The following is a 24,379-nucleotide window of genomic DNA, read 5'->3' as shown; positions in this document are numbered from 1 at the left end:
CATCGCTTGCCTAAGACCGATTTTTTTTGGAGTAATAAGCAACTTGTATGGATGGTGATTGCGCCACTTTCAGCGATGCGGCAACCGCGGCCGGCGGGGCATGCATCCCCCATGCCGGCCACCGGTGCATTCTAGACCACGGCCGTCGGCAGGTCCTGTCCTGCGAAATGCGCATCCAGATTGGCGAGAACCAGAGCGCCCATCTGAAGCCGCGTCTCATGGGTCGCAGCGCCGATATGCGGGGCGAGAACGACATTGCGCATGCCGATCAGCGCTTCGGGAACATGCGGCTCGTTCTCGAAGACATCGAGCGCCGCCCCCTTCAGCCCGCCAGCCATAAGAATATCGACCAGCGCCTTTTCATCCACCAGCGATCCTCTGGCAACGTTGACGAGCACACCGCCCGGCCCCAGTGCCTCCAGCACCTCGCGGTTGATCGCGTGTCTGGTCTCCGGCGTCGCCGCCGCCGCGACGATCAGGACATCGCAGGCGCTTGCGAGCGATACTGCCGTTGAATGATAACCATAGGCCACGTCCTGTTTCCGCCGGCTGAAATAGGAAATCTCCGCGTCGAAGGCTTCCAGCCGCGCCGCGATGGCGCGGCCTATGCGGCCAAGCCCATAAATCCCGTAACGCCGCCGCGAGGCCTTGTTGCCAAGCGGCATCTCGGCTTTTTTCCACTCTCCCGAGCGGACATGGTGATCCGCGCTGACGAGCTGGCGCAGCAGCATGATGGAAAGGCCGATGGCGAGATCGGCGACATCCTCGGTCAGCACGTCCGGTGTGTTCGTGACCCTGAAGCCACGCGCGCGGGCCTGATCGAGATCGACCTTATCGAAACCGACGCCGTTGATGGCGACGATTTCGAGAGCGGGCAGGCAGGCGGCGAGATCGGAGGCGAGGCCGATATGGCCACCGGTGACGACAGCCTTTATCGAAGCCGCCTCCGCCTGCAGAAACGCCTGTTTGTCGGATATTTCGTGCCAGCGATGGACCCGGAAGCGCTTTTGCAGTTCGGCTTCTATCTGTGGCTGAAGCGGGTAGGTTTGCAGAAGATCGGGCTTCATGCGCGCTCCTTAGCCGCGACCGACGAAAGGCATGCCGCTCGCCATCACCGTCATGGTGAGTACATTCGCCTCGAGCGGCAGCGAGACCATATGCACCACGGCTTTGGCGACGATGCTCGCATCGATGGTCGGTTCGATGGCGGTGCTGCCATCCGCCTGCAGCACACCGGTCGCCATGGCGCGCGTCATTTCGGTGCTGGCATTGCCGATATCGATCTGCCCGCAGGCGATGTTGAACGCCCGGCCATCCAGCGCGGCCGATTTGGTGAGGCCGGTGATCGCGTGTTTGGTCGCGGTGTATGGCGCCGAACGCGGACGCGGCGTGGTGGCCGAAATCGAGCCATTATTGATGATGCGCCCGCCCTGCGGCGATTGCGCCTTCATCTGGCGAAACGCCGCCTGGGTGCAGAGAAAGGCGCCCGTGAGATTGGCCCCGACCACCGCGTTCCAGGTTTCGAACGGCACATCTTCGATATGGACGGCCGGCGCCGACATGCCGGCATTATTGACCAGAAGGTCGAGACGGCCGAAACGTTCGGTGACCTCCGCAAACAGCCGTTCGACATCGGCCGGAACGGAAATATCGGCCGCAACGGCCAGGACACGGTCTCGATGTTCGCGCCATTCGCCGACGGCGGCGTCCAGAACGTCACGCCGCCGCCCGGTGATCGCAACGCTGTAACCATCTTCAAGAAGCGCTTTGGCAATCGCCTTGCCGACTCCTGTTCCTCCGCCCGTGACGAGCGCGATCTTTCCATCACTCATGCTGCTTTCCCCTCCAGCTCATCTTCCACATGCGCCTGAATGATTTCGGCAAAGGACGTTTCAGCCCGGAAGCCGAGCGACAGCGCAAGCTGCGGATCGTAATCCTCGGCCCAGCCGTCGACGATCCGGATGATCCGCTCATCGGGAACGCGCTTGATAAGCGCCACAGCCTTTTCCCCGGCAAAGGCACGCAGGGCCTCGATTTCATCGGCCACCGTGGCCGAAAGCCCCGGCATGATGAGATTGCGGCGAACGCCAAGCCCGGAGAGATCGACACTTGCGGCGCGCAGCAGGAAGGCGACGGCCGAGCGCGGGCTGGCGAACCAGTGGCGCACGGTATCCGCGACAGGCAGCACCGCTTCCTGGCCCACCAGCGGTTCGCGCAGGATATTGGAGAAGAAGCCGGAGGCGGCCGCATTCGGCTTGCCGGGGCGGATGCAGATGGTGGGCAGGCGGATGCTGACGCCATCGAAGAAACCGCGACGGCTATAATCCGCAAGCAACAGCTCCACGATCGCCTTCTGCGTGCCGTAGCTGGTCAGCGGTGCGGACAGGAACTCGTCGCCGATCACCTTGGGGAATGGCGATCCGAAAACCGCGAGCGACGAGCAGAAGACCACACGCGGCCGGTATCCATCCTTCTGATGCTCCAGACGAATAGCCTCGAACAGCGAACGCCCGCCATCGAGATTGATACGATAGCCTTTCTCGAAATCGGCCTCCGCCTCGCCCGAAACCACGGCGGCGAGGTTGAAGATCACATCCGGTCGCTTGGCGATCAGCTTTTCGGCGACGCCGGCATTCGAAAGATCGCTACGCTCGACGGTCACTGCGCCACCGAAGCCTTTCGGCGCGGCCGGTTCGAAAACATCCGTCAGGGTCATCTCGGTAATCTTCGCACCGCCAAGCGCTCCGTCAGAAGCGAGACGTTGCGTCAATTTGCGGCCGATCATTCCGGCCGCGCCGATTATCAGAATATGCATGTTTCACCTTTGTTTGGCCGGCTGCGCCGGCTCGATTGATCGTCAGTCGTCGTCACCTTGAAACACCACCTCGCGACGGCGCATGATCGCCGGCATCGCCATCATGATGACGACCATGCCGGACAAGGCGAGCAGGGTGGCGCTGATCGGATGGGTGACGAATGTCGAGAAACTTCCCTGCGAAATCAGCAGCCCAAGGCGCATGTTCTGCTCCAGAAGCGGACCGAGAACGAAGCCCAGCACCAGCGGTGCCGGCTCGCAGCCGATCTTGCGCAGGAAAAAGCCGACAATGCCGAAGACCGCGCAGAACAGAACGTCGATGACACTGTAGGACAGGCCATAGGCCCCGATGGCGCAGAACATCAGAATGGCGGGGCACAAGAAGCGGTAGGGAATGCCGAGAAGGCGAACCCAGATGCCGATGAGCGGCAGGTTCAGCACCAGAAGCAGCAGATTGCCCACCCACATGCTGGCAATCAGCCCCCAGAAGAGATCGGGCCGCGACTGCATAACCTCCGGTCCCGGTGTGATACCCTGGATCATCATCGCGCCGACCATCAGCGCCATCAGTCCGTTGGCGGGAATGCCGAGCGTCAGAAGCGGGATGAAGGAGGTCTGCGCGCCGGCATTATTGGCGCTTTCCGGCCCTGCCAGCCCTTCGATTGCGCCCTTGCCGAAACGGGATGGATCCTTCGCGATCTTGCGTTCCAGCGCGTAGCTCGCGAACGAACTCATGATCGCACCACCACCGGGCAGCACGCCGAGGAAAGAACCGAGCGCCGTGCCGCGCAGCACGGCCGGAAAGGCCTGCTTGAAATCCTGCCGGGTCGGCATCAGCGATCCGGTCTTTGCCGCACCCGCATCGCGCTCCACGCCCTGCTGCAGGTTGAAGAGGATTTCGCTAACGCCGAGAAGCCCGATGGCCAGCACCACGAAATCGATACCGTCGAACAGTTCCGCCATGCCGAAGGTGAAACGCTGCTCGCCCGATGTCGGATCGATGCCGACGAGGCTGAGCGCAATGCCAAAGGCGACCATGCCGACAGCCTTGACCGGCGATCCGCTGGACAGGAACACGGCAAACAATAGCCCAAAGATCACCAGACTGAAATAATCGGCCGGGCCGAAGGCAAGCGCAATTGCCGAAAGCGGCTTTGCGACAACGACGATCAGAACGGTTGCCACCGTGCCGGCAAAAAACGACCCGAGCGCCGCCGTGGCCAGCGCCACACCCGCCCTGCCCTGCCGGGCCATGGCATATCCATCGATGCAGGTGACGACGGATGAGGATTCGCCCGGCAGATTGACGAGGATCGCCGTGGTCGAACCGCCATATTGCGCGCCATAAAAAATGCCCGCGAGCATGATCAGCGCCGCCGTGTCCGGCATCGTATAGGTGATCGGAAGAAGCAGTGCGACGGTGGCGGAAGGGCCGATGCCGGGCAGGATACCGATCATCGTGCCGAGCGTGACACCCAGCAGGCAATAGAAAAGATTGACGGGTGTGACGGCCACGCCAAAACCGAGAACGATATTGGAAAGAAGATCGGTCATGGCAGCAACGGTATCCTCTGTCCGAGGCCCACAACGAAAATGAGGATGCAGGCGAGGATGAGCACGGCGGAAAGCAGCAGAACTTCAACCGGCCGGATCCTGCCATAAGCGATGCAGGCGAGCAGGATCAGCACGAAGGCAGCGGCGATAAAGCCCAATGGCTCGATCAGCAGCGCAAAGCCGGCAATGCCGGCCACCGCCAGAAACGGGCGCATTTTCGGCGCCACCCAGGCTTCGGACGGTGTCTTTCCCAGCAGATCCTGCAAAAGCAGCGCGATACCCAGCGCAAACATCAAGGCTGCGATGACCGTCGGCATATAGCCGGGCCCGGGCTGGAAATTAGTGCCCATGCTCAGCGGCCGCGCGCCGTAATAAAGCCCGGCGGCGGCCGCCAGAAAGAAGGCCCCGGACAGAATATTCGCCGTCAGTTTCGAGCCGTTTTCCGCCATGATTATCTCCCCTCCTCATCGAGAAATACGCCGCGCCTCCCGACACGGCGTATCTAACGTTTAATCACTGGCTCAATCGGCCCAGACACATCCCTTTGAGCGCATCATGTCGTAACGATCCTCGATATCCATCTTGCCCTGCCGGTGCAGCTCCATCATATGGTTCTCGTGGTCGTCGCGCTCCCGGCAGGCCTTGACGAGCTTCGCGATATCCTTCTCGCGAACGACGACGACACCGTCATCATCGCCGCAGACGATATCGCCGGGGCTGATCAGTTCACCGCCGACCACGACCGGATGGTTGATGGTGCCGAGCGTGTCCTTGGAAGTGCCCTTCATGCAAAGGCCGAGCGAGAACACCGGGAAACCGATCTCACGCAGCCCCTTGCCATCACGCACGGCGGCGCTGACCACGAAGCCGACAATGCCCTTGCCGATGCAGGCGGCAGCCAGCACATCGCCGAAGCCGCCCTGATTGGGGTTGTCGCCGCCATCGATGACCAGCACATCGCCGGGCTTTGCCAGATTGATGGCCTCGAAGATCATCAGATTATCGCCGATATGGCATTTCGCGGTGATTGCCGGGCCGCAGATTTTCAGGCCGGGCTTGATCGGCTTGATGCGATAATCGAGAGCACCGAGCTTGCCCTGCGCCTCGTGAATGGTAGCGGGGCTGAATTTGCTGATCGCCTCGATATCGACTCTGGAAGGGCGCTGGAAATTGCGGATGACATGGGCCATTGGCCGGATTCCTTTCAACAGTGGGTCATGCCTGGGCCAAGCGCGGCCCAAGCGTCAATTTTCATTGGGGATGAGAGAAGCGGTCGGTGCCGGCCGCTTATTTTGTCCAGGGCTTGCTTTTCCAGAGCTCGGCAAGATTGGCGTTGCCCTTCTTGAGCGCCTCGGCAAATTCGGCCTGTGTCAGCGGCAGCATCGTCAGTTCGCGCTTTTTGGCATCGGCAAGATAATCCGGATCCTTCAGCGCCTTCTGGAAAGCATCGACCAGCCTGGCCTCCACATCCGCCGGCAAGCCCTTCGGCGCGCCGAAGCCCGCCAGCAGGCTGAACTGGACATTGTAGCCGGCTTCCTTGAAGGTCGGCACATCAGGCGAAAGCGGCGAACGCTCGGCACCGGAGGTAGCGAGCACACGCAGCGCGCCCGAACGATTGTCGGCGAAGACCTCGTTGAGATTCATAAAACCGAGCGTGACGTGGTTGCCGAGCATGGCAAGCCGTGCCGGCCCGCCACCATTGAAGGGCACGAAATTGAGCTTCACGCCCGCCGCCTCTTCGAACAGCAGGGCGGTGATCTGGCTCGGATGACCGATGCCCGTCACGCCGACGACGACCGGGTTACCCTTGGCCGCCTCCACGAATTCCTTGGCGGTCTTGATCGGCGACACCTTGTTGACCGTCAGCGCCAGATCTCCGCCGATCTGGTTTGCGAGCGGCGTGAAGGCATCCTCCTTGTAGCTGGCATTGCCCTGCACGATCGGCGAATACATTGACGGGAAATTCAGCGCACCGATGGTGTAACCGTCAGGTTTCGCATTGGCGATATAGGTCGCGCCGATCAACCCGCCGGCACCTTCGCGGTTTTCCACCACGACCGATGTGCCGAGATATTTTTCAAGATAGGGCACCAGCGCCCGCGACTGGATATCGGTGCCGCCGCCGGCCGGATAGCCGATGACGAGCGTCACCGGCCGCTCCGGATATTCCGCCGCCGCCCCTCCCGCAGCCAGCATTCCCGCCGCCGCCAGCATGCCAAACAGAGATGTCTTCAAACGCATATCTTTTCCTCCCCGATACGCTTTCACCGGGGAGGCTAGGAAGAAGCCATCAACAATACAAATACCGAGTTTTCAATTTACCCATACAGATCGTTTATGGGTTGGATGCCGGTTCGCGTCTTGCGACCGCCCGCAAAAGGTCGCGGAACAGCCTGAACGTTCGCTCATCCACCTCCCTGCCCTTCAGCAGATGGATGGAGCGATAAATGACGGGCTCGGTGATATGGGCGGCCTGAAGCTGACCGGCTTCCTGCTCCTGCTGCACCGAATTCCATGACAGGATCGTCGCACCGATGCCAGCGCTGACGGCGCGTTTGATCGTATCCTGTCCGTCAATCTCCATGGTCACGTTCAGTGTTATTCCGGCACGGGCAGCGGCCTCGTCGATCGATATGCGCAGCGGATTGTCCTTCGGCGGCAGGATCAGGTTGAGCCCTGCCGCAGCCTCAAGCGGCATCGACCGGCCGATAGGCCTTGAAGAAACGGCAAACAGGCTCTCCTTGACGATAAGATCGTCGGCCTTGTCCTCCGCACCGACCAGCGCAACGGCCATATCCACCTTGCCGAGACGAATGAGCCGCAGGGATTCGTCATTGCGTGCCTCTATCAGCCGCAGCGACACTTTGGGCATCGAAGCGGCAACCTCGCTGATGATGCTCGGCGCAAAGGCCGTGGCCCAGGAGGGAATGAGGCTCAGCCGGATCACCCGCTCATCCAGATAGGCCATGGCCCGGATTTCCGCCTCCGCCTGCCGCACCTTCTCGGTAATCTCCCGCGCATGGGAAAGCAGGACTTCACCCTTTTCCGTCGCCTTCACGCCGCGCGCCAGCCGATGCAGCACGGGAAAACCCACCAGCCGCTCCAGTTCCGTGATGTGGTGGCTGAGCGCCGGCTGGGCTATCCCCAATTGCCGCGCCGCCGCCGACATGGAGCCGCAATCGGCAATCGCGACCAGATATCGCAGCCTGCGCAAATCCAACATGCCCGATTAAACCTCCCGCCGGTTCGAGATGCGATCATGACACCAAATCACCGCGGGGACCTAGGGGAAAAGCGCCGTCCGGCGGTCCTGCCGGTCTTCAAGGGAGTGATGGGGTAAGACAAGATTCTTATGACAGCCGGCTAAGGCTTTTCCCAATGTCTTCCCCATGGCACGGTCCTGGCTGCTATGGGGAGCGGGATGAATCCTAAGACCGGAATTTTGCTCAAGCTGACGGCCATGCTGGCATTCACAGTCATGTCCGCCTGCGTGAAGGGCCTGGACGGGGCGATACCCGTCGGCGAAGTCGTCTTCTGCCGGGGATTTTTTGCCCTCATTCCCCTCTGTCTCTGGTTCATCGCCTCCTCGGAGCGGATAACCGTTCCGGCCGCGAAGAACATCGGCAGCCTGCTCGCGGGCAGCTCGGCCGGTCTTGGCGGCATGTTCTTCGGCTTTCTCGCCCTCGCCTATCTGCCGCTGGTGAATGTGACGGTGCTGAGCTACACGACACCGCTTTTCACCATCATGCTGGCGGCGCTGCTGCTTGGCGAAAAAGTGCGGAGATATCGCTGGTCCGCCGTGCTGACCGGTTTCATCGGCGTCTTCATCACGCTCTCGCCGAAACTGATCTTCGATGCCGCCTCAGGCCCCGCTCAAATCGACAGCGTCGCGATGATCGGAACCGCACTGGCGCTGACCGGTGCGCTTTGCGCGGCCTTTTCCTCCATCGCCGTCCGCCATCTGAACAGCATCGAAAAGCCGTCGCGCATCGTTCTCATCTATACGCTGACGGGTGTGGTGGCCGGCCTCGCCACGCTCGGATTCGGATGGAAGATGCCGGATTTTCACCAGTTCCTGCTGCTCGCCGGCGGGGGCCTTGCCGGCGGCATCGGCCAGATCGCCATGACGCTCAGCCTGCGCCACGCCCAGGCCTCGCTGCTCGCGCCGTTCGATTACACCACCATGATATGGGCAATCGCCCTCGGTTATCTCTTCATGGCCGAAGTGCCGACGGGTGCGACCATTATTGGCGCCTTGACAGTCATCGCCGCCGGACTTTTTGCGATGTGGCGCGAAAACCGGCTGGCGAAACAGGCCATCAGGGAGCCGACAGCGTCAGCTGTTCCGTAACACGCTTTTTGTGCAGCCGCCTTTCCCGCCACAGCGTGAACAAACCGGCGGCAACCACGATAGAAGCCCCCAGAATGGTCGTCAGGGCCGGGACCTGATCCATGAAGGTGTAACCGATCAACAGCGCCCAGATCATCGTGGTATAATCGAACGGCGCCAGCAGCGAGGCCTCGGCATAACGCAGGCTGAGCGTCACCAGTATCTGCGCGGTTCCGCCAATGAGACCGGTGCCGATCAGCAGGGTCCATTGCCACGCGGTCGGCATTTTCCAACCCATACCGATGCTGGCAAAGCCGATGACGGTGGTGAGCAGGGTGAAATAGAAGATGATCGCGCCGGTATTTTCCGTCTGCGTCAAATGCCGGATCTGGATCATCGATATGGCGGAGAAAAAAGCCGCCGCCAGACCGAACAGGCCGCCGAGCATGGCGACGCCGGAACCGGAAGCGACATCCGAAACATCGAAGGAAAAATGCGGCGACAGGATCAGCACGATGCCGCACAGCCCGACGACCACCGCCGTCCAGCGGTAAATTCTGACGACTTCCTTCAAAAGTAGCACCGCCAGAATGACGGTGAAGAGCGGTGTCGCGTAACTGATGGCCGTCGCGTCGGCCAGCGGAATATAGGCGAGCGCCAGATAGCTGAAGACCATGCCGCCGGTGCCGGAAAAACTCCGCACCAGATGACCGCCAATATGGCTGGTGGCCACCTGCCTTCGGAAACCGCCCTGCACCGCCATCCACAGACAGAGCGGCAGCATGGCCACCGCCGATCTGAAAAAGACCACCTGCCCGATGGGTATTTCGCCCCTGAGGCTGCTGATGCAGGCGCCCATCAGCACCAGAGCGAGCGCTGCGGAGATTTTGAGGAGAATGCCTTTGCGGGAATCCATGGTTCGTTCCTTCGGAGTCTTCGAACCGTTTCACCACGCGGCGGCGGGATATCAAACCGCAAAGCAATGTCCATAGGAACTTCGTCTGACCCCATCAATCCCGCCCCCATGGTAGCTATTGCTGATGGACAGGGTGCGGATTCCGCTCCGCTCACCTGCCGCCGTGGGGACAAAAAAGACGTTGGAAACCAATATGGATCTGGAAAAGATCAAGAAACTGATCGAGTTTGTCGGCTCTTCGCGAGTGTCCGAATTGACCGTGAGCCAGGAGGGAACCACGGTCCGGATCATCCGCGAAAACAATGCCGTTTCACTGCAGGCGCTATCATCGCAGCCCCGGCCCGTTGCGGTAGCCGAAACGGCATCCGAGACACCCCGCGCCGAAGAGCAGGCGCCTGCATCCGCCGCAGCCGCACCGGCATCCGGCATCGTCGCGGCACCCTCATTCGGTCTTTTCCATCGCGCCCCGAGCCCGGGTGCGGCGCCTTTCGCCGAAGCCGGAGACGAGGTGAAGGAAGGGCAGGAACTCTTCATCATCGAGGCGATGAAAGTGTTCAACACCGTGAGGGCTGAACGAAGCGGCAGGATCGCCAGATTTATCGCCAATGACGGCGAAGACGTCGAACTTGGACAGCCGGTGCTGGAGTTCGAATGATGGATGCGACACTCCCAGAGGTGGCTGAGCCAAGAACATTCGATAGCGTCCTGATCGCCAATCGCGGCGAGATCGCCTTGCGGGTTCAGCGCGCCTGCCATGAACTCGGCCTGAAGACCGTCATGATCTATTCGGAAGCCGATAAGGATGCCGACTATCTGAAGGCGGCCGATACCGCCATCTGCATCGGCCCGGCCTCTCCCGGCCAGAGCTACCTCAACGCGCCGGCCATACTGCTTGCGATGGAGCTGACCGGCGCTGGCGCGGTTCACCCCGGTTATGGATTTCTGTCTGAAAGAGCATCTTTTTCAGAAGCCGTGGAGGCGGCGGGGGCGGTCTTCATCGGCCCGCGCGCCGACGCCATCCGCACCATGGGTGACAAGATCGCGGCGAAGCGGGCGATGATGGAGGCTGGTGTGCCCTGCGTTCCCGGCCCTGATTCTGCCCTGCCGGATGACATGGCCGAAGTCTCGAAAATCGCCGCCGAAATCGGTTATCCCGTCATCGTCAAAGCGGCCGGCGGCGGCGGCGGGCGCGGCATGCGTGTCGTGCACGAGGCGTCCGCCCTTCAGGATGCCGTTCTCGTCACGCGCGAGGAGGCGAGCCGGGCCTTCGGAACGCCGGAACTCTATATCGAGAAATTCCTCGAACATCCGCGCCATGTCGAAATTCAGGTTCTCTGCGATGGTCAGGGTGGCGGCGTCTGGGTGGGCCTACGCGATTGTTCCATGCAGCGCCGCCACCAGAAGGTCGTCGAAGAAGGCCCGGCCATCGGCATCCCGCCCGATGTCGCGGCTTTCGTCGGCAATCGCTGCGTCGAAGCATGCCGCCGGATCGGTTATCGCGGCGTCGGCACCTTCGAGTTTCTTTACGAGAACGGCGAATTTTATTTCATCGAGATGAATACCCGCCTGCAGGTCGAACATCCGGTCACGGAAATGACCTCGGGCGTGGATCTGGTGCGCCAGCAGCTTCTCGTCGCTCTCGGCCATCCGCTCGAGATTTCGCAGGAGGATATCAACTGCGAGGGCCATTCGATCGAATGCCGCATCAATGCCGAAGACCCCTATAGCTTCATTCCCTGCCCCGGCCTGATTACGGCGCTTCACCTGCCGGGCGGCCCCGGCGTCCGGGTCGATACACACGTGACGGCAGGTTACAGGGTTTCCGCCCATTACGATTCCCTGATCGCCAAGCTCATCGTCCATGCGCCGACCCGCGAACAGGCGATCCTGCGCATGCGGCGCGCACTTGGCGAAATGCGCATCGAAGGCGTTTCCACCAACCTGCCGCTGCATCGGGAAATATTGCAGGACCCGGCCTTTTCCGAAGGCGGCACGGATATTCATTACCTCGAGCATTGGCTTGCAGCGCGGAGTGCAAAGTGAAGCGACAGCCTGTTTCCATATCCCGCTACAGCGAGCCCGGCACGATTGCCGATCTTGCCGCTCACCTCGAGCACAACAACGTCTCCGCCATTGAAATAGAGACGCCGGATGGATCATTGAAGATCGTCGCCATGGCAGGCGGTCAGGCCCCTGCCGCACAGCGGCCCATCGAAGCGGCCAAAGTGCCGGTAAAGGCGGGGGATATTCTTGCCCGTGCACCGATGGCCGGCATCTTCACACCCGCGCATCCGCAGCGCCCCGACCGGGCGGTTCAGGCCGGACAATCCGCAGCGAAAGGCGAGATCGTCGCATTCGTCGCGGCAGGTCTCGTGATCGTTCCGGTCATCGCCGAAAAAGCCAGCACCGTCAGCGAAATCGTGACGGAAGCCGGCGCGCTTGTCGGCTATGGCTCCACCCTTCTCAAGACCGAAACATGATGGTGACGTCGATGAGCAACCTCCCGCTGAAAACGCCCCACCTCACCCCCGCCCATCTGGGCCTGCCGAAAATTTCGATGATCGGCAACAAGACGTTTCTGATCGAAGCGCCCGGCGAGTTGGACCTGCCCGCCCAGAGGCGCATCTGGGCGCTGACGCGCGCATTGAAGGACCGCCCCGAGGTGCTGGAACTCATACCCGGCATGACCAACCTGCTGATCGTGCTGCGCAGCACGCCTGAAGATGCCGGACGTTTGCAGGACGAGCTTCTCGACATCTGGCAAAGGACTGCGGAACTCGATCTTCTGGGCAAGACCATCGAAGTGCCGACGACCTATGGCGGCGAACACGCCATCGACCTTGCGGCGATCTGCGATTATTCCGGCCTGCCGGACAGGGAAGTCGTGCGCCTGCACTTCGAGCGAACCTATACGGTTTTTGCCGTCGGCAGTGCGCCGGGCTTCGGTTATCTCGGCGGTCTCGATCCGCGCATTTTCATGCCGCGCAAGAAAGTCCCGTCGCTCCGCATGTTGAAGGGCATGGTGACGATTGGCGGCATGCAGTCCGGCATCTCGGTTCTGACCGGACCGAATGGCTGGAATTCGCTGGGCTTCACCGAAATCACCATGTTCGACGCCACCGCCGAACAGCCGGCGGTGCTGGCGCCCGGTGACCGCGTTCGCTTCCTTCCCGAAAGGATCGAACTATGATCCATATTCTTGCCTGCGGTCCGCTGAACACCGTTCAGGATCTCGGCCGCGCGGGTTACCGCAATATCGGCATCACCGCCACGGGCGCGATGGACCCCATCGCGCTCAGGGTCGGCAATATTCTTGTCGGCAATGGCGAAGAGGCCGCCGCGATTGAAATCCAGACCTTTCCGTTCCGCATCGAATTCGAAGAGGCACTGACCTTCTCCGTAACCGGTGCGGATTGCGCTGCCCGGCTCAATGGTGCCGATCTGCCGCCCTACTGGTGCGTTAGAGCCGAGAAGGGGCAAACCCTTGAGCTTTCGACGCCCATGAAAAATGCGCGCGCCTATCTCTGCCTTCAGGGCGGCATAGACGTTCCGGTGGTGATGGGATCACGAAGCACCTCGCTTCGCGGCTCCTTCGGCGGCCATGAGGGACGCCATCTCACCACCGGCGACAGGCTGTCCGTTCTGCCATCCGAACCACCGGCGCTGCCGGCAAGCGGCCTCGGCGTCATGCCGCTTGCCGAGGCGATGCCGGACATGTTTCCGGTATCCGACAATGGCGAATTGCTGCTGAGAGCCATTCCCGCCGCCGAACACGATCTTTTCGGCGAAGGTGCGGAACGTTTCTGGTCCGAAGCCTGGAAAATCACCTCGCAGAGCGACCGCACCGGCTACCGGCTTGCCGGCACGCCACTTATGCTTTCGGCTCCCGTCGAGTTGCGCTCCTATGGCGTCATTCCAGGTGTGGTTCAGGTGCCGCCGGGCGGCGAGCCGATCATCCAGATGAGCGACGCCAACACGGCCGGCGGTTATCCGAAGATGGCGGGTATCATCGACAGCGATCTTTGGCGGCTCGGACAGGCGCGCATCGGCAGCCGCATCCGCTTCGTGCAGGCAACGGTGCGCGAGGCGCTGGAAGTCGAGCAGGCAATCGATGCCTATTTCGCCGATATCCGCAAAACCCTGCCGCTGGTCACCGCCGCACTCGGCACGCTCGCAAGACGATAATCCTGAAGAACACGGAGAGGGAACCATGAAGATCGATGTTAATTCCGATATGGGCGAAGGTTTCGGCGTCTATAAGGTCTGCGACGACGAGAAGCTTATGGAAGTCGTCTCTTCGGCGAATATCGCCTGCGGCTTCCATGCCGGCGATCCGGAAATGATGGCGCGCATGGTGCGTCTCGCCAAACAGAACGGCGTCGGCGTCGGCGCGCATCCGGGCCTTGCCGACCGCCTCGGCTTCGGCCGCCGCGAAATTCCCGTCGATGCGGAAGAAATGGAACAGCAGGTTCTCTACCAGCTGGGCGCGCTTTCGGCGATTGCCAGGGCGCAGGATGTCGCGCTCTCCCATATCAGCTTCCATGCCGCCATGGGCAACATGATCAACCGCGATGCGGCGCTTGCCGAACGGATCATGAAAAAAATCAGGGCGGTCGATCCCAATCTCATCGTCTTTTCGATGCCGGACATGCTGATCGAAAAGGCGGCGCTGGATTGCGGGCTGAAAGTGCTCAACCTCTTTCTCGCCGACCGGGCCTATGATGTGAAGGGCCAGCTCGTGCCACGCAAGCTGCCGAATTCCGTCATCAAGGAAGAGGCGAAAGTGCGCGCGCGGGTGCGCCAGTTTCTGGAAAAAGGCACGGTCACGACCATCGAGGGCGAGACCATCCCCGTTCGCGCCAGATCGATCCTCGTTCATAGCGATACACCTGGCTCGCTGGAGCTTGCGCGCACGGTGCGCAGCGAAGTGGAAGCCTGTGGCGGCAGCGTCGTGCCGGCTCGCGAAGTGGTCGCCTGAAGTAGCATACGCCTCATATCCTGAAGCACAAAAGCACGGCACCGCATTCCGTGTCAGGAGCGCGGTGCCGTAATTTTGTCGGCTATGGAATACAGCGCGGATTTCGACCCGTCGCCAGCCGGGCCGCCTCAGCGACCCGGCCGCGAAATCATCAATTCAGCTGGATCACGTGATTGCTGTCGCTCGTCCAGCTCAATCTCACCCGGTCGCCAGCGGCGCTGACGGCATTGGTGAAACCTTCCGTCTGGGTCTGCCGGTAGGCGATCATCGGCTCGCCATTGTCCAGCCGCAGGTAATAATGCAGCATGAAACCGCGATAGACGACCTGCTCCACCCGCGCCGTGGTGGAATTGCCAGTGTTTTCACCTGCGTCCACCGCAAGCGGTGAGACCGAGATCGCTTCGGGGCGAACGGTGACGACGACCTTGTCGCCCTGAACCGCCCCCATATCCTCGACATCGAGCCGCACGCCCGAACCGGTGACCAGCCTTGCGGAACGACCATTGCGCTCCGCCACGCTCGCCTCGAAGAAGTTCGAGGCGCCGATGAAACCCGCGACGAAGCGGGTCAGCGGCTTCTGGTAGATTTCGCCGGCCGGGGCGATCTGCTCGAGATTGCCATCCCGCATCACAGCAATCTGGTCCGCCATGGTCAGTGCCTCGTCCTGATCGTGGGTCACCATGATGGTGGTGAGGCCAAGCCGCTGCTGCAGGCTGCGGATCTCGACCTGCATGCTTTCCCTCAGGCCCTTGTCGAGCGCACCGAGCGGCTCGTCCAGGAGCAGCATCGAAGGTTCGATCACCAGCGCGCGCGCCAGCGCCACACGCTGCTGCTGGCCGCCGGAAAGCTGCACCGGCAGCCGGTCGCCGAAGGCGTGTAGCTGAACGAGATCGAGCGCCTGCTTCACGCGCCCTTCCCGGTCAACCTTCGAGATGCCCCGCATCTCCAGACCGAATGCGACATTTTCGGCAACGGTCATGTGGGGAAACAGGGCGTAGTTCTGGAAAAGCATGCCAACATTGCGGCGGTGAACCGGGGTGCGCGTGGTCGGCTTGCCGCCGACCACGATTTCACCCGAGGTGGGATCGACAAGCCCTGCAATCATGCGCAGGCAGGTCGTTTTCCCGCATCCGCTCGGACCGAGAAGTGCCAGGATTTCCCCTGCCTTGACGGTAAGCGAAACATCATCGACGGCAACGACCTGACCGCTGTAATGCTTGGTCAGTCTCTCCAGGCGGACTTCTACGGATTTCATCAGCGTTCCTCAGCCGTTAAAGGTCTGGTTGTATTTTTCGAGCCATTGGGCGCGGCGCGGAATGATGTATTTCCAGTCCGGCGTGAAGAGGTTGAGCGATTCCATCTTCGCTTCCGGGTAGGCGAGGAACTTCGCCGTATCTGCGCCGAACTCGATGCCCTTGACGGAGGGCGCGCTCAGCGTCGCTTCCGAAAGCATCTTCTGCACGCCCGGATCGAGAATGCGGTTGATGTAGGCAAGCGCGAGATCGCGGTGCGGTCCGCCCTTTACCAGCGCGATGGAATTGATGCCGGTGAATGCGCCTTCCTTCGGGAAGGTCATGTCCAGCGGCACGCCCTTCTTGGTGTGCGGATAAACCGCCTTGGAATATTCGATGCCGCCGAAATCCGCCTGGCCCTGCGCCACCATCATCGTCTGCGCTTCCGCGTCGTATATCGAGAGCACGTTCGGCTTCAGCTCGGCGAGTTTCGCCCAGCCGGCATCCGTATCATATTGCGCTTCTTTCAGTGGCTTGCCGGTCGCAAGGGCGGCCGCCACCATCAGCATCAGAACGCTCTGGGTGTTCTTCGGTGTGTTGAGAAGCATGCGGCGGGCATATTTCTTGTCGAACATCTGTTCGTAGCTTTCGAACGGCTTGCCCGTCGTCGGATTATAGAACAGGCCGGCAATCGAAATTGCAAAACCGACGCCGAAATTGTCTTCGAAAAGATAGCGCGAATAGACGTTCTTGAGGTTGGGGATTTCGTCCGCCGGCAATTGCTCGATCAGGCCTTCCTCCTTGGCCTGCGGCACGCCGACATCGTCCATCGACATCACGCTATATTGCGGATTTTCGCGGGTGGCGCGTAGCGTGGCGATATTGGCGAGCGTCGCGCCTTCGGTCGTCAGCACCCGGCACTTATATTCCTTCTCGAAAGCCGGGATCACTTCCTTCTTGATCAGCCCGCCCTGCGCCGAATTATAGACGCCGACATACATGGTGCGGTCCTGTGCGGAAGCCGCGGTGTAGAAATAGGGTGTGGCGAGCGCGCCTGCGGTGACTGTCAGGAAACTGCGCCGTTTCATGATGATGGTCTTGTCTGTCATTTCCGGTACCCCTCTTGTTGTTGATTTACATAGCCATTGCCCGGCGCAGACCCACCAGCCTGTCGAGGACGAGCACGACGGTCACCGCCAGAAGAATGATGATGGTGGACATGGTCGCGACCGAAGGATCGAAGACCGTGCCGATCTGGCGATAGAGAACGATGGGCACGGGCAGGTTCGCGGAATCCGCCAGCCACATCGAAACGGGATAATTGTCGAAAGAAACCATGAAGCAGAAGATCGAGCCGGAGGCGACGCCGGGCGCGATCTGCGGAAAGATCACCCGCGTGAAGGTTTTCCAGCGGGTGGCGCCAAGCGTGCGCGCCGCCTCCTCAAGGCTGACATTGACGAGCTGAAGGCTGGTCAGCACCGTGCGGATCACATAGGGCGACGTCACGACGGTGTGGGCGATGAGAAGCTTCAGCTTGGTATCCATCCAGCCATAACCGGAGAAAAGCTGCAGCAATGCCAGGCCGGTCACCAGCACGGGAAAGATCAGCGGCGAAAGCAACAGCCCCTTCATCAACGAGCGGCCGATGAATTTTCCACGGGAGAGTGCGAAGGCTGCCGGAACGCCGAGCGCCAGTGAAAGAATGGTGGTCGCCACCGCCAGTGCTGCACTGAAAGTGAGGCCGGCGGTAAATTCCTCGTTCTGCATTACCGCCGCATACCAGCGGAAGGTGAAACCCTGCGGTGGGAAGGTGACGAAATAACTGTCGGAAAACGAGATGGCGACGACGAGAACGATGGGGGCCAGGATGAAGACCATCATGGCGGCGGTGATCGCGTAAAGGACGATGGCGGGAGTGCCGGTCAGCTTGTTGTTCATGACGCGCTTGCCTTGATACGACGCCCGCCGAGCAGCCTCATCGAGACGGCGTTGATCAGAATGACGATAAAAACGAGGATGGTGGCGATGGTGGCGCCGAACGGCCAGTCATAGACCGCGAGAACCTGCTGTTCGACCATGTTGCCGAGCATCTGCGAGCCGGGACCGCCGATCAAAGCGGGAATGACGTAGGATGCCGAGGCCAGAGAGAAAACCAGCGTGAAACCCGCGACGAGACCAGGGAGGCTGAGCGGGAAGGTGATCCGCAGGAACACTTTCCATGTCGGCGCGCCCAAAGTTCTGGCGGCCTGTTGCAGATTCGGATCGATCTTTCCGAGAGCCGAGGACAGCGGCAGCACCATCATCGGGAAGAAAATGTGCAGCGAGCCGATAATGACGGCGGCATCCGAAAACAGCAGCGTCATCGGACTGTCTATGATGCCCAGATTCATCAGCACGTAATTCAGAAGGCCGGTCGGACCGTTGCCAAGAATGAGCTGCCACCCATAGGCGCGCACCACGACGCTGACGGCAAGCGGCGCAATCACGATCAGTGTAATGATACGGGTCGTGACGATATTGCCGCGCACGAGAACGGTCGCGACCGGATAGGCCAGTATCGCCGCAAGAACCGAGGTGATCAGGCTTATACGGATCGTTGCCCAGAGCACCTTCTGGTAAAGATCGACCTCGAAGAACCTGACATAATGGGCAAGCGTGAAGGGGGAGCCGATCAGCCCCTGCGAATTCTGGGTCATGACGCTGAAGCTCATCAGCTGAACCGCCGGCCAGAAGAAAAAGATCAGCAAAAAGATCAGCAGCGGCAGGATGAGGATGCCGGGCGAAAACAGCCGACGCTCGAGGGCTTTCCAGCCGGAAACTCCACGGCGTGGCGGGGCATGTGGTTCCATGATCGCAATATCCGACATCTATACTCCCGTCGCGTTGAATACGGCACGAGGCATCGCTTTGAGCCGAACGAGATCGTCCAACCCTATGACTAGAATTTGCTGGGTGTGCTCCCTGTCGAGGCATCCGGTCTTGTGCCGGCACCTGTCGCATATTTCTGCATTTTCGCGCCGGTTACCTCTCTGGGTAACATTGCCCGACGCGTCGTTCCCTTGTTGTTGAGCCAAGCTTAGGGGCTAAGCCGACGGGCTGCATAATATTTTATTCCTCTGAGGTCATCGCATACGCATATGGACTGCCCACCCCATTTTGGCGGCGATGCATCAAAATCCCGTATGACCTCACATCGAAGTCGTATTGGGGAAACGGCGGAAAATTCCCGTAACCTCTTTGTCATGCACTGGCGTCGCGACGATGCCTGCCTTCACCGTTACAATCGGAAATAATCCATGCCCACCATCGCCCAACGCCTTAACAACGTCACCGTGTCAGCTTCGCTCGCCATGACCCAGAAAGCCCGCGATCTCGCCGCTCAGGGCATCAAGGTCATCAGCCTGTCTTCCGGCGAACCGGATTTCCCGACGCCTGCCCACGCGGTCGAGGCGGCGCATGCGGCGGCCCTTGCCGGCGACACGAAATATCCGCCAGCCGACGGAACCCCGGCGCTACGGGCCGCAATCCAGCGGAAGTTCAAGCGCGACAATAATCTCGATTACGATCCGAGCCAGATTCTGGTGGCGGGCGGCGGCAAGCAGATCATCTTCAACGCCATCATGGCCACCTGCGACCCGGGCGATGAAGTCGTCATTCCCGCGCCGTCGTGGATCAGCTATGCCGATATCGTGAAGTTCGCGGGCGCCGTGCCGGTGCCGGTGGTTTGCCCGGAGAATAACGGTTTCCGTCTCCGCGCCGAAGATCTCGAAGCCGCCATCACTCCGAAAACCAAGTGGCTGCTTTTCAACTTCCCCAACAACCCCACGGGCGCCGCCTGCTCGCGCGCGGAAATGAAGGAAATCGCCGAGGTCATGCTGCGGCATCCGCATGTCTGGATCATGACCGACGACATGTATGAGCACTTGATCTATGACGACTTCGAATTCTGCACCATCGCCGAAGTCGAGCCGCGCCTCTACGATCGGGTCCTGACCGTCAACGGCGCATCGAAGGCCTATGCCATGACCGGCTGGCGTCTCGGCTTCTGCGGCGGCCCGAAAGATCTCATCAAGGCCATCAGCAACGTCAATACCCAGAACAGCGGCGGTGTCGCGACCATCGTGCAGGCTGCCGCCGTCGCGGTTCTCGACGGCCCGCAGGATCTGCTGAAGGAGCGCGCCGATATCTACAAGACGCGCCGCGACTTCGTGCTCGGCAAGCTTTCGGAAATCGAGGGGCTCCGTTGCCACAAGCCGGAAGGTGCCTTCTATATCTTCCCGAACATTGCCGCGCTGATCGGCAAGACGACGAAGGGCGGCACGAAAATCGAAAACGATACCGATTTCGTTATGGCGCTTCTCGCCGAACATCATGTTGCGACAGTGCAGGGCGCGGCCTATGGCCTGAGCCCCTTCTTCCGGCTTTCTTATGCCACCAGCATGGAAAACCTTGCCGAAGGCTGCGCCCGCATCGCCGAATTCTGCAATGGAATGAAATAGGGAGAACAGCATGTTGGGAGGAAGTGGCCGTGTCATCATGGTTTCCGGCGCATCGCGGGGCCTTGGCCTTGCGATCGCCAAAAGGCTTCACGACGCCGGTTTCACCGTCGCGGCGGGAGCACGAAATCCGGCCGCCGTGGCGGTGAAGGACCGGCTTTCGGCCGATCGCTACGATGCGGAAGAGGCTGGCTCGGCGGAGGCCTGGGTTGAAGCCGTTGTCGCCAGATATGGCCGGATCGACGGGCTGGTGAATTGCGCCGGCATCAACCCCAAAGTCCGGGTCATGGATGCGGGTGAAGAAAGCCTCGACCAGATGTGGCGCATCAACGTCAAGGGTCCGTTGAGGGTAACGCGCGCCGCCATTCCCCATCTCGTAAAAACCGGACAGGGCAGGGTCATCAATGTCGCTTCGCTTGCGGGACGCCGCGTGGGGTCGAATGTGGGTTATGCGATGACGAAATTCGCCGTCGTCGCCCTCACCCATGGTATCCGGCAGGAATTATGGGACAGCGGCGTGCGCGCCACCGCCCTCTGCCCCGGCTATATCGCAACCGATATGACCGTTGGCGAAACGGAAGTCAGCCGCGAGGACATGACCCAGCCGGAAGATCTCGCCGAAATGGTGGAAACCCTGCTTCGCCTGCCAAACAACCTTTCGGTGGCCGAATTGCTGGTGAACTGCCGCAAGGAATCAATGCTTTGATCTTTTCCACGCGCGGCACCGACAAACGATACTGCGCGTGGCCTTAAAACCGGTCTGACCCTCTTATTTCAGGGTCTCCGCCAGTTGCAGCAATATTTCCTTCACTGCAAGCGCGGGCTCGGAGAGCGGCGTATTGTCCGATACGCAGAAGGACAGCGTTTCCTCAATCATCGGGCTGGCGATCTGCCTGACGACGATGTCCTCATTGGATTCCGCCACGATACGGTCAGCGATGGCCTTGGGCGTTATGGTCGCGCCAAGCCCTGCATCCACGCCGCGCGCGATGGTCCTTACCGATTCCAGCTCCGCCATCACGATCAGATCCTTGCGGCTGCGGGTGAAGGCAAGATTGATGGCGCGGCGCACGAAATTATAGGTCGGCGGCAGAAGGAAGGGCAAAAACGCCAGATCGGCGACCGTAATCGGCGCATCGCCCGGTTCCACGCCGAAGCTGCGATGTACGACCAGAACGAATTCCTCACGCAACAGCGGCGTGAACTTGACACCCCGGATCGGCCCGACGCCGTGGATCAAACCCATTTCCAGACGGCCGTTCATGATCATCTGGCTATAGGGCTGGCTGACGCTTTCCGTGATGTGCAGCAGAATGCCGGGATGAAGCCGCTTGGTTTCCTCCATCAGACGCAGCGAAAGCGTGGCGGCGCTGCTGAAGGGCGCAAGGCCCACGGATACCTTGCCGGAAAGCACAGCGCCCGCTTCCAGCGCCTCCGCCTGCGCCTGCTCCATCTGCCGCAAAATGACCTGCGCATGTCTGTAGACGACCTTGCCGGCATCGGTCATGACCACGCCCTGCTGGCTTCGGGTCAAAAGTTTCTGGCGGAAATGCTCCTCGATACTCGCCAGCTGCTGGCTGAGCGCCGGCTGGGCAATATGCAGCACATCGGCCGCTCTGGTTATGCTACCCATGTCGACAATCGTGATAAACGATTTCAGGCGCCTGATATCCATCTGCTGTTGATCATCCCATTACTTGCTTGCAGGAAATAAGATGCTCAATTTGCAGACAAAGTCCATCTTCCATTTCCCCGCCGTGCCCATCGGCGCTGATGGACACGGCCGCTCAGGGCGTCCAGTCAGGCCGCCTTCAGAGACCCACGATGGACACCTGTTCCCTGACCGAGTTCGAACTGGCCGAGCAGCCGGTTCAGTGCATCGACCTCCGCTGCCAGCGTGTGGCTTGCGGCGGTCATCTCCTCGACCATCGCGGCATTTTTCTGTGTGTCCTGATCCATCTGGTTAACAGCGACGTTGATCTGCTGGAGGCCGGATGACTGTTCTTGCGCGGATTCCACGATCGCGGCGACGTGCTGGTTGATCTCCTGCACTTCGGCAACGATGACATCGAGCGCCTTGCCGGTATCGCCGACAAGATGCACGCCCTCTTCGACCTGCTGGTTCGACTTGGTGATCAGCGACTTGATTTCTTTCGCCGCGGCGGCGGAGCGTTGGGCAAGCTCGCGCACTTCCTGCGCCACCACGGCAAAACCCTTGCCCGCCTCACCGGCACGCGCCGCTTCCACCCCGGCATTCAGCGCCAGCAAATTCGTCTGGAAGGCAATCTCATCGATCACGCCGATGATGCTGGAAATTTCGTTCGACGATTTTTCGATCCGCTCCATCGCCATCACGGCCTGACGCACGACTTCACCCGACCGTTCCGCGCCGATGCGCGTGCGGGAAACCAGCCGGCCCGCCTCATGCGCACGGTTCGCGGCGTCTTTTACCGTTGTCGTAATCTCTTCAAGGGCGGCAGCGGTTTCTTCAACGGCCGCCGCCTGCTGCTCCGTTCGCCGCGCCAGATCATCGGACGCCGCCTTGATTTCATTGGCGCCGGCGTCGATGCCGGAGGCGTTTTCCGATACCCGCAGAAGCGCGTCCTGCAATTTCCCGGCCGAACCGTTGAAATCGCCACGCACCGCGTCGAGCTGCTCGACAAAGGGATTGTCGATACGGCAGGCTAGGTCGCCGTCAGCGAGCTTCGCCAGCGCATAGGCCAGGCTGTCGACGGCAAAGCGGATGCTGCCCGCCTCATCGGCGGCCCTGCGTTCCCGGGCCGCACGCTCTTCTTCGCCAAGCGTGCGGTTGGTCTCGGCCTCCTGTTCCAGCGAGGCCTTCTGCCGATTGTTTTCGCGCAGAACATCGAGAGAGCGGGCAAGATCGCCGATTTCGTCCCTTGTCTCGATATCCTTCAATGTCAGATGAAGATTTCCCTGTGCAATCTGGGCGGTCTCATCGATGATGTTTGCGATGCGCCCGATGAACCGCCGCGCGATGAACCATCCCGCCAGTGCCAGCAGCACGGTGGCCGTCACGATGGTCAAAGCGGCGTCACGCATCATGGCATGCAGCTGTGCAAACACCGTTTCTTCCGGCACCGAGATGATTGCGTACCATTTCATGTCCTGGGTAAGCATGACGGGCAAGGCGATGGCGAAGGACGCCGTTCCATCCTGTGCGGTGATCTCGCGCTCCGCACCGGGATTTGCAATCAGCTGATCCCAGCCAGCGGTCTGCGCGCCGCCGTCCGCGAGGCTTTTTCCCATGATCGCCGCATCCGGATGACTGATGATCTTGCCGCTGCCGCTGACGAGACTGACGAAACCCGTTCCCATGGGCCGCACCGCCGAAAGCGCCTTGCTTGTTTCATCGAGCGACAGGTCGAGGCCGGCGACCCCCTGAGGTTTGCCATCGACCATAACCGGCTTGGCAATCGAGGTAATCAGGACTTCCTTGCCGTCGATTGCATAGGAATAGGGCTCGACGACGACCGTTTTCTTCAGGGTGAAGGGCAATTGATAATAATCGCCCGGACCTGCGGTGGCATAGTCCGTCAAAGCGGTATTGCCTATTTTGCCGCCGCTGCGTACCCAATAGGGTATGTACCGGCCGGTCGCGTCATGCCCTTCCCTGTTGGCGAAATCCGCATCCTTGCCGTCAAACGCGTTTGGCTCCCATCCGGTCCAGAGACCGAGCACATCGGGGTTGTTTGCCAGCATGTGGTGAATGATCTGATCGGCCTTACCCCGGTCGGCATCGCCTGACTGTTTCATCGATTCCAGAACCGAGGCGAGGCTGTTGACGATATGGATCGTGCCGCCGATATTCTTTTCGGTCGCCAGGGCTTCGCTATGGGCGATCTGCCGCATACGCTCGAGATTGTTGGCCCTGGTATCCTCAATGGACCGATAAAACAGCATGGCCGAGGCCGCGATCGTCGCAAAGACGCCGCATGCGGCAACCGCAAAAATATTCCGACCCGTTGTCGATTTAAAAAGCATGTCCCATCCCCCAAAACTATGCTGCGACGGTGGCGAGAGTTACGGGTGCGTGC

24 protein-coding genes are annotated in these 24,379 nt (G+C 60.7%); 9 read left to right on the top strand and 15 right to left on the bottom strand.

The window, feature by feature from the left end; genetic code table 11:
• Positions 1 to 131 precede the first annotated feature (131 nt).
• The 8 genes from ACQZ5N_RS05930 to ACQZ5N_RS05895 form a co-directional block, all read right to left on the bottom strand.
• Positions 132 to 1,067 (bottom strand): 2-hydroxyacid dehydrogenase, encoded by a 936-nt coding sequence (locus ACQZ5N_RS05930; RefSeq protein ID WP_448732398.1) that lies wholly within the window; start codon positions 1,065 to 1,067, stop codon positions 132 to 134.
• A gap of 9 nt (positions 1,068 to 1,076) precedes the next feature.
• Positions 1,077 to 1,832 carry an SDR family oxidoreductase gene (locus tag ACQZ5N_RS05925; RefSeq protein WP_448732397.1) on the bottom strand — a complete coding sequence of 252 codons (756 nt, stop codon included), beginning with the start codon at positions 1,830 to 1,832 and terminating at the stop codon, positions 1,077 to 1,079.
• Positions 1,829 to 2,815, bottom strand: a complete 987-nt coding sequence (gene denD, locus ACQZ5N_RS05920) for a D-erythronate dehydrogenase (protein ID WP_448732396.1) — start codon at positions 2,813 to 2,815, stop codon at positions 1,829 to 1,831. Before denD ends, ACQZ5N_RS05925 begins: the two co-directional genes overlap by 4 nt.
• 42 nt (positions 2,816 to 2,857) lie before the next feature.
• On the bottom strand, positions 2,858 to 4,369 hold the full coding sequence (locus ACQZ5N_RS05915; protein ID WP_448732395.1) for a tripartite tricarboxylate transporter permease: 1,512 nt from the start codon (positions 4,367 to 4,369) through the stop codon (positions 2,858 to 2,860).
• Positions 4,366 to 4,818 (bottom strand): tripartite tricarboxylate transporter TctB family protein, encoded by a 453-nt coding sequence (locus ACQZ5N_RS05910; protein WP_448732394.1) that lies wholly within the window; start codon positions 4,816 to 4,818, stop codon positions 4,366 to 4,368. Before ACQZ5N_RS05910 ends, ACQZ5N_RS05915 begins: the two co-directional genes overlap by 4 nt.
• A gap of 72 nt (positions 4,819 to 4,890) precedes the next feature.
• Entirely contained in the window at positions 4,891 to 5,559 is a 669-nt protein-coding gene (locus tag ACQZ5N_RS05905) for a 4-carboxy-4-hydroxy-2-oxoadipate aldolase/oxaloacetate decarboxylase (protein WP_448732393.1), read from the bottom strand.
• 97 nt (positions 5,560 to 5,656) lie between these two features.
• Positions 5,657 to 6,610, bottom strand: coding sequence for a tripartite tricarboxylate transporter substrate binding protein (locus ACQZ5N_RS05900; protein WP_448732392.1), 954 nt, complete (start codon positions 6,608 to 6,610; stop codon positions 5,657 to 5,659).
• A gap of 94 nt (positions 6,611 to 6,704) precedes the next feature.
• On the bottom strand, positions 6,705 to 7,592 hold the full coding sequence (locus ACQZ5N_RS05895; RefSeq protein WP_003519683.1) for a LysR family transcriptional regulator: 888 nt from the start codon (positions 7,590 to 7,592) through the stop codon (positions 6,705 to 6,707).
• 198 nt (positions 7,593 to 7,790) lie between these two features.
• On the opposite strand from ACQZ5N_RS05895, the gene ACQZ5N_RS05890 reads away from it, so the two are divergent.
• Positions 7,791 to 8,720: a DMT family transporter gene (locus ACQZ5N_RS05890; protein ID WP_448732391.1), complete on the top strand. Its 930-nt coding sequence runs from the start codon at positions 7,791 to 7,793 to the stop codon at positions 8,718 to 8,720.
• Here the strand turns inward: ACQZ5N_RS05890 and ACQZ5N_RS05885 are convergent.
• Positions 8,689 to 9,615: a DMT family transporter gene (locus ACQZ5N_RS05885; RefSeq protein WP_262517776.1), complete on the bottom strand. Its 927-nt coding sequence runs from the start codon at positions 9,613 to 9,615 to the stop codon at positions 8,689 to 8,691. The two genes, ACQZ5N_RS05890 and ACQZ5N_RS05885, sit on opposite strands and share 32 nt — an antisense overlap.
• Before the next feature lie 193 nt (positions 9,616 to 9,808).
• Between ACQZ5N_RS05885 and accB the strand changes: the two genes are divergently transcribed.
• From accB to ACQZ5N_RS05855, 6 genes are read left to right on the top strand one after another with little or no spacing between them, the layout of a single operon-like run.
• Positions 9,809 to 10,270: an acetyl-CoA carboxylase biotin carboxyl carrier protein gene (gene accB / locus ACQZ5N_RS05880; RefSeq protein WP_448732390.1), complete on the top strand. Its 462-nt coding sequence runs from the start codon at positions 9,809 to 9,811 to the stop codon at positions 10,268 to 10,270.
• Complete coding sequence (accC, locus tag ACQZ5N_RS05875) at positions 10,267 to 11,658, top strand: acetyl-CoA carboxylase biotin carboxylase subunit (RefSeq protein WP_448732389.1); 1,392 nt, start codon at positions 10,267 to 10,269, stop codon at positions 11,656 to 11,658. Before accB ends, accC begins: the two co-directional genes overlap by 4 nt.
• Positions 11,655 to 12,095, top strand: a complete 441-nt coding sequence (locus ACQZ5N_RS05870) for an acetyl-CoA carboxylase biotin carboxyl carrier protein (RefSeq protein WP_448732388.1) — start codon at positions 11,655 to 11,657, stop codon at positions 12,093 to 12,095. The genes accC and ACQZ5N_RS05870 overlap by 4 nt, the downstream gene beginning before the upstream one ends.
• A complete protein-coding gene (gene pxpB / locus ACQZ5N_RS05865) occupies positions 12,092 to 12,805 on the top strand; it encodes a 5-oxoprolinase subunit PxpB (RefSeq protein WP_448732387.1) in 714 nt (237 codons plus the stop codon). Before ACQZ5N_RS05870 ends, pxpB begins: the two co-directional genes overlap by 4 nt.
• On the top strand, positions 12,802 to 13,800 hold the full coding sequence (locus ACQZ5N_RS05860; protein ID WP_448732386.1) for a 5-oxoprolinase subunit C family protein: 999 nt from the start codon (positions 12,802 to 12,804) through the stop codon (positions 13,798 to 13,800). The genes pxpB and ACQZ5N_RS05860 overlap by 4 nt, the downstream gene beginning before the upstream one ends.
• A 25-nt stretch (positions 13,801 to 13,825) precedes the next feature.
• On the top strand, positions 13,826 to 14,593 hold the full coding sequence (locus ACQZ5N_RS05855; protein WP_448732385.1) for a 5-oxoprolinase subunit PxpA: 768 nt from the start codon (positions 13,826 to 13,828) through the stop codon (positions 14,591 to 14,593).
• Positions 14,594 to 14,744: 151 nt separating this feature from the next.
• On the opposite strand, the gene ACQZ5N_RS05850 is transcribed toward ACQZ5N_RS05855, so the two are convergent.
• The 4 genes from ACQZ5N_RS05850 to ACQZ5N_RS05835 are packed head-to-tail and all read right to left on the bottom strand — an operon-like array spanning position 14,745 to position 18,674.
• The gene (locus ACQZ5N_RS05850) at positions 14,745 to 15,848 is read right to left on the bottom strand and encodes an ABC transporter ATP-binding protein (protein WP_448732384.1); all 1,104 of its coding nucleotides are present in this window, start codon (positions 15,846 to 15,848) and stop codon (positions 14,745 to 14,747) included.
• Between the two features lie 9 nt (positions 15,849 to 15,857).
• Positions 15,858 to 16,934: an ABC transporter substrate-binding protein gene (locus tag ACQZ5N_RS05845; RefSeq protein WP_059757965.1), complete on the bottom strand. Its 1,077-nt coding sequence runs from the start codon at positions 16,932 to 16,934 to the stop codon at positions 15,858 to 15,860.
• A 25-nt stretch (positions 16,935 to 16,959) separates the two neighbouring features.
• On the bottom strand, positions 16,960 to 17,763 hold the full coding sequence (locus ACQZ5N_RS05840; protein WP_448732383.1) for an ABC transporter permease: 804 nt from the start codon (positions 17,761 to 17,763) through the stop codon (positions 16,960 to 16,962).
• Positions 17,760 to 18,674, bottom strand: a complete 915-nt coding sequence (locus ACQZ5N_RS05835; protein ID WP_448732382.1) for an ABC transporter permease — start codon at positions 18,672 to 18,674, stop codon at positions 17,760 to 17,762. The genes ACQZ5N_RS05840 and ACQZ5N_RS05835 overlap by 4 nt, the downstream gene beginning before the upstream one ends.
• Before the next feature lie 447 nt (positions 18,675 to 19,121).
• Between ACQZ5N_RS05835 and ACQZ5N_RS05830 the strand changes: the two genes are divergently transcribed.
• Together ACQZ5N_RS05830 and ACQZ5N_RS05825 are read left to right on the top strand one after the other, a co-directional pair.
• Positions 19,122 to 20,324, top strand: coding sequence for a pyridoxal phosphate-dependent aminotransferase (locus tag ACQZ5N_RS05830; RefSeq protein ID WP_035225097.1), 1,203 nt, complete (start codon positions 19,122 to 19,124; stop codon positions 20,322 to 20,324).
• 10 nt (positions 20,325 to 20,334) lie between these two features.
• A complete protein-coding gene (locus ACQZ5N_RS05825; protein ID WP_448732381.1) occupies positions 20,335 to 21,027 on the top strand; it encodes an SDR family NAD(P)-dependent oxidoreductase in 693 nt (230 codons plus the stop codon).
• 63 nt (positions 21,028 to 21,090) lie between these two features.
• On the opposite strand, the gene ACQZ5N_RS05820 is transcribed toward ACQZ5N_RS05825, so the two are convergent.
• Together ACQZ5N_RS05820 and ACQZ5N_RS05815 are read right to left on the bottom strand one after the other, a co-directional pair.
• Positions 21,091 to 21,996: a LysR substrate-binding domain-containing protein gene (locus ACQZ5N_RS05820; RefSeq protein WP_059757973.1), complete on the bottom strand. Its 906-nt coding sequence runs from the start codon at positions 21,994 to 21,996 to the stop codon at positions 21,091 to 21,093.
• 125 nt (positions 21,997 to 22,121) lie between these two features.
• A complete protein-coding gene (locus tag ACQZ5N_RS05815; protein WP_448732380.1) occupies positions 22,122 to 24,326 on the bottom strand; it encodes a methyl-accepting chemotaxis protein in 2,205 nt (734 codons plus the stop codon).
• Between the last annotated feature and the right edge of the window lie 53 nt (positions 24,327 to 24,379).

It is taken from the genome of Agrobacterium sp. 22-221-1 (assembly GCF_053522445.1).
This window is presented reverse-complemented; position numbering and strand designations above follow the sequence as displayed.

What these genes read in the sequence shown, in the direction of transcription:
- ACQZ5N_RS05925 (WP_448732397.1), bottom strand. Translation starts at nt 1,832, where the DNA reads ATGAGTGATGGAAAGATCGCGCTCGTCACGGGCGGAGGAACAGGAGTC.
- accB (WP_448732390.1), top strand. Translation starts at nt 9,809, where the DNA reads ATGGATCTGGAAAAGATCAAGAAACTGATCGAGTTTGTCGGCTCTTCG.
- ACQZ5N_RS05905 (WP_448732393.1), bottom strand. Translation starts at nt 5,559, where the DNA reads ATGGCCCATGTCATCCGCAATTTCCAGCGCCCTTCCAGAGTCGATATC.
- ACQZ5N_RS05900 (WP_448732392.1), bottom strand. Translation starts at nt 6,610, where the DNA reads ATGCGTTTGAAGACATCTCTGTTTGGCATGCTGGCGGCGGCGGGAATG.
- ACQZ5N_RS05855 (WP_448732385.1), top strand. Translation starts at nt 13,826, where the DNA reads ATGAAGATCGATGTTAATTCCGATATGGGCGAAGGTTTCGGCGTCTAT.
- ACQZ5N_RS05930 (WP_448732398.1), bottom strand. Translation starts at nt 1,067, where the DNA reads ATGAAGCCCGATCTTCTGCAAACCTACCCGCTTCAGCCACAGATAGAA.
- pxpB (WP_448732387.1), top strand. Translation starts at nt 12,092, where the DNA reads ATGATGGTGACGTCGATGAGCAACCTCCCGCTGAAAACGCCCCACCTC.
- ACQZ5N_RS05860 (WP_448732386.1), top strand. Translation starts at nt 12,802, where the DNA reads ATGATCCATATTCTTGCCTGCGGTCCGCTGAACACCGTTCAGGATCTC.
- ACQZ5N_RS05840 (WP_448732383.1), bottom strand. Translation starts at nt 17,763, where the DNA reads ATGAACAACAAGCTGACCGGCACTCCCGCCATCGTCCTTTACGCGATC.
- ACQZ5N_RS05915 (WP_448732395.1), bottom strand. Translation starts at nt 4,369, where the DNA reads ATGACCGATCTTCTTTCCAATATCGTTCTCGGTTTTGGCGTGGCCGTC.
- denD (WP_448732396.1), bottom strand. Translation starts at nt 2,815, where the DNA reads ATGCATATTCTGATAATCGGCGCGGCCGGAATGATCGGCCGCAAATTG.
- ACQZ5N_RS05885 (WP_262517776.1), bottom strand. Translation starts at nt 9,615, where the DNA reads ATGGATTCCCGCAAAGGCATTCTCCTCAAAATCTCCGCAGCGCTCGCT.
- ACQZ5N_RS05845 (WP_059757965.1), bottom strand. Translation starts at nt 16,934, where the DNA reads ATGACAGACAAGACCATCATCATGAAACGGCGCAGTTTCCTGACAGTC.
- ACQZ5N_RS05890 (WP_448732391.1), top strand. Translation starts at nt 7,791, where the DNA reads ATGAATCCTAAGACCGGAATTTTGCTCAAGCTGACGGCCATGCTGGCA.
- ACQZ5N_RS05895 (WP_003519683.1), bottom strand. Translation starts at nt 7,592, where the DNA reads ATGTTGGATTTGCGCAGGCTGCGATATCTGGTCGCGATTGCCGATTGC.
- accC (WP_448732389.1), top strand. Translation starts at nt 10,267, where the DNA reads ATGATGGATGCGACACTCCCAGAGGTGGCTGAGCCAAGAACATTCGAT.
- ACQZ5N_RS05850 (WP_448732384.1), bottom strand. Translation starts at nt 15,848, where the DNA reads ATGAAATCCGTAGAAGTCCGCCTGGAGAGACTGACCAAGCATTACAGC.
- ACQZ5N_RS05825 (WP_448732381.1), top strand. Translation starts at nt 20,335, where the DNA reads ATGTTGGGAGGAAGTGGCCGTGTCATCATGGTTTCCGGCGCATCGCGG.
- ACQZ5N_RS05820 (WP_059757973.1), bottom strand. Translation starts at nt 21,996, where the DNA reads ATGGATATCAGGCGCCTGAAATCGTTTATCACGATTGTCGACATGGGT.
- ACQZ5N_RS05830 (WP_035225097.1), top strand. Translation starts at nt 19,122, where the DNA reads ATGCCCACCATCGCCCAACGCCTTAACAACGTCACCGTGTCAGCTTCG.
- ACQZ5N_RS05835 (WP_448732382.1), bottom strand. Translation starts at nt 18,674, where the DNA reads ATGGAACCACATGCCCCGCCACGCCGTGGAGTTTCCGGCTGGAAAGCC.
- ACQZ5N_RS05910 (WP_448732394.1), bottom strand. Translation starts at nt 4,818, where the DNA reads ATGGCGGAAAACGGCTCGAAACTGACGGCGAATATTCTGTCCGGGGCC.
- ACQZ5N_RS05815 (WP_448732380.1), bottom strand. Translation starts at nt 24,326, where the DNA reads ATGCTTTTTAAATCGACAACGGGTCGGAATATTTTTGCGGTTGCCGCA.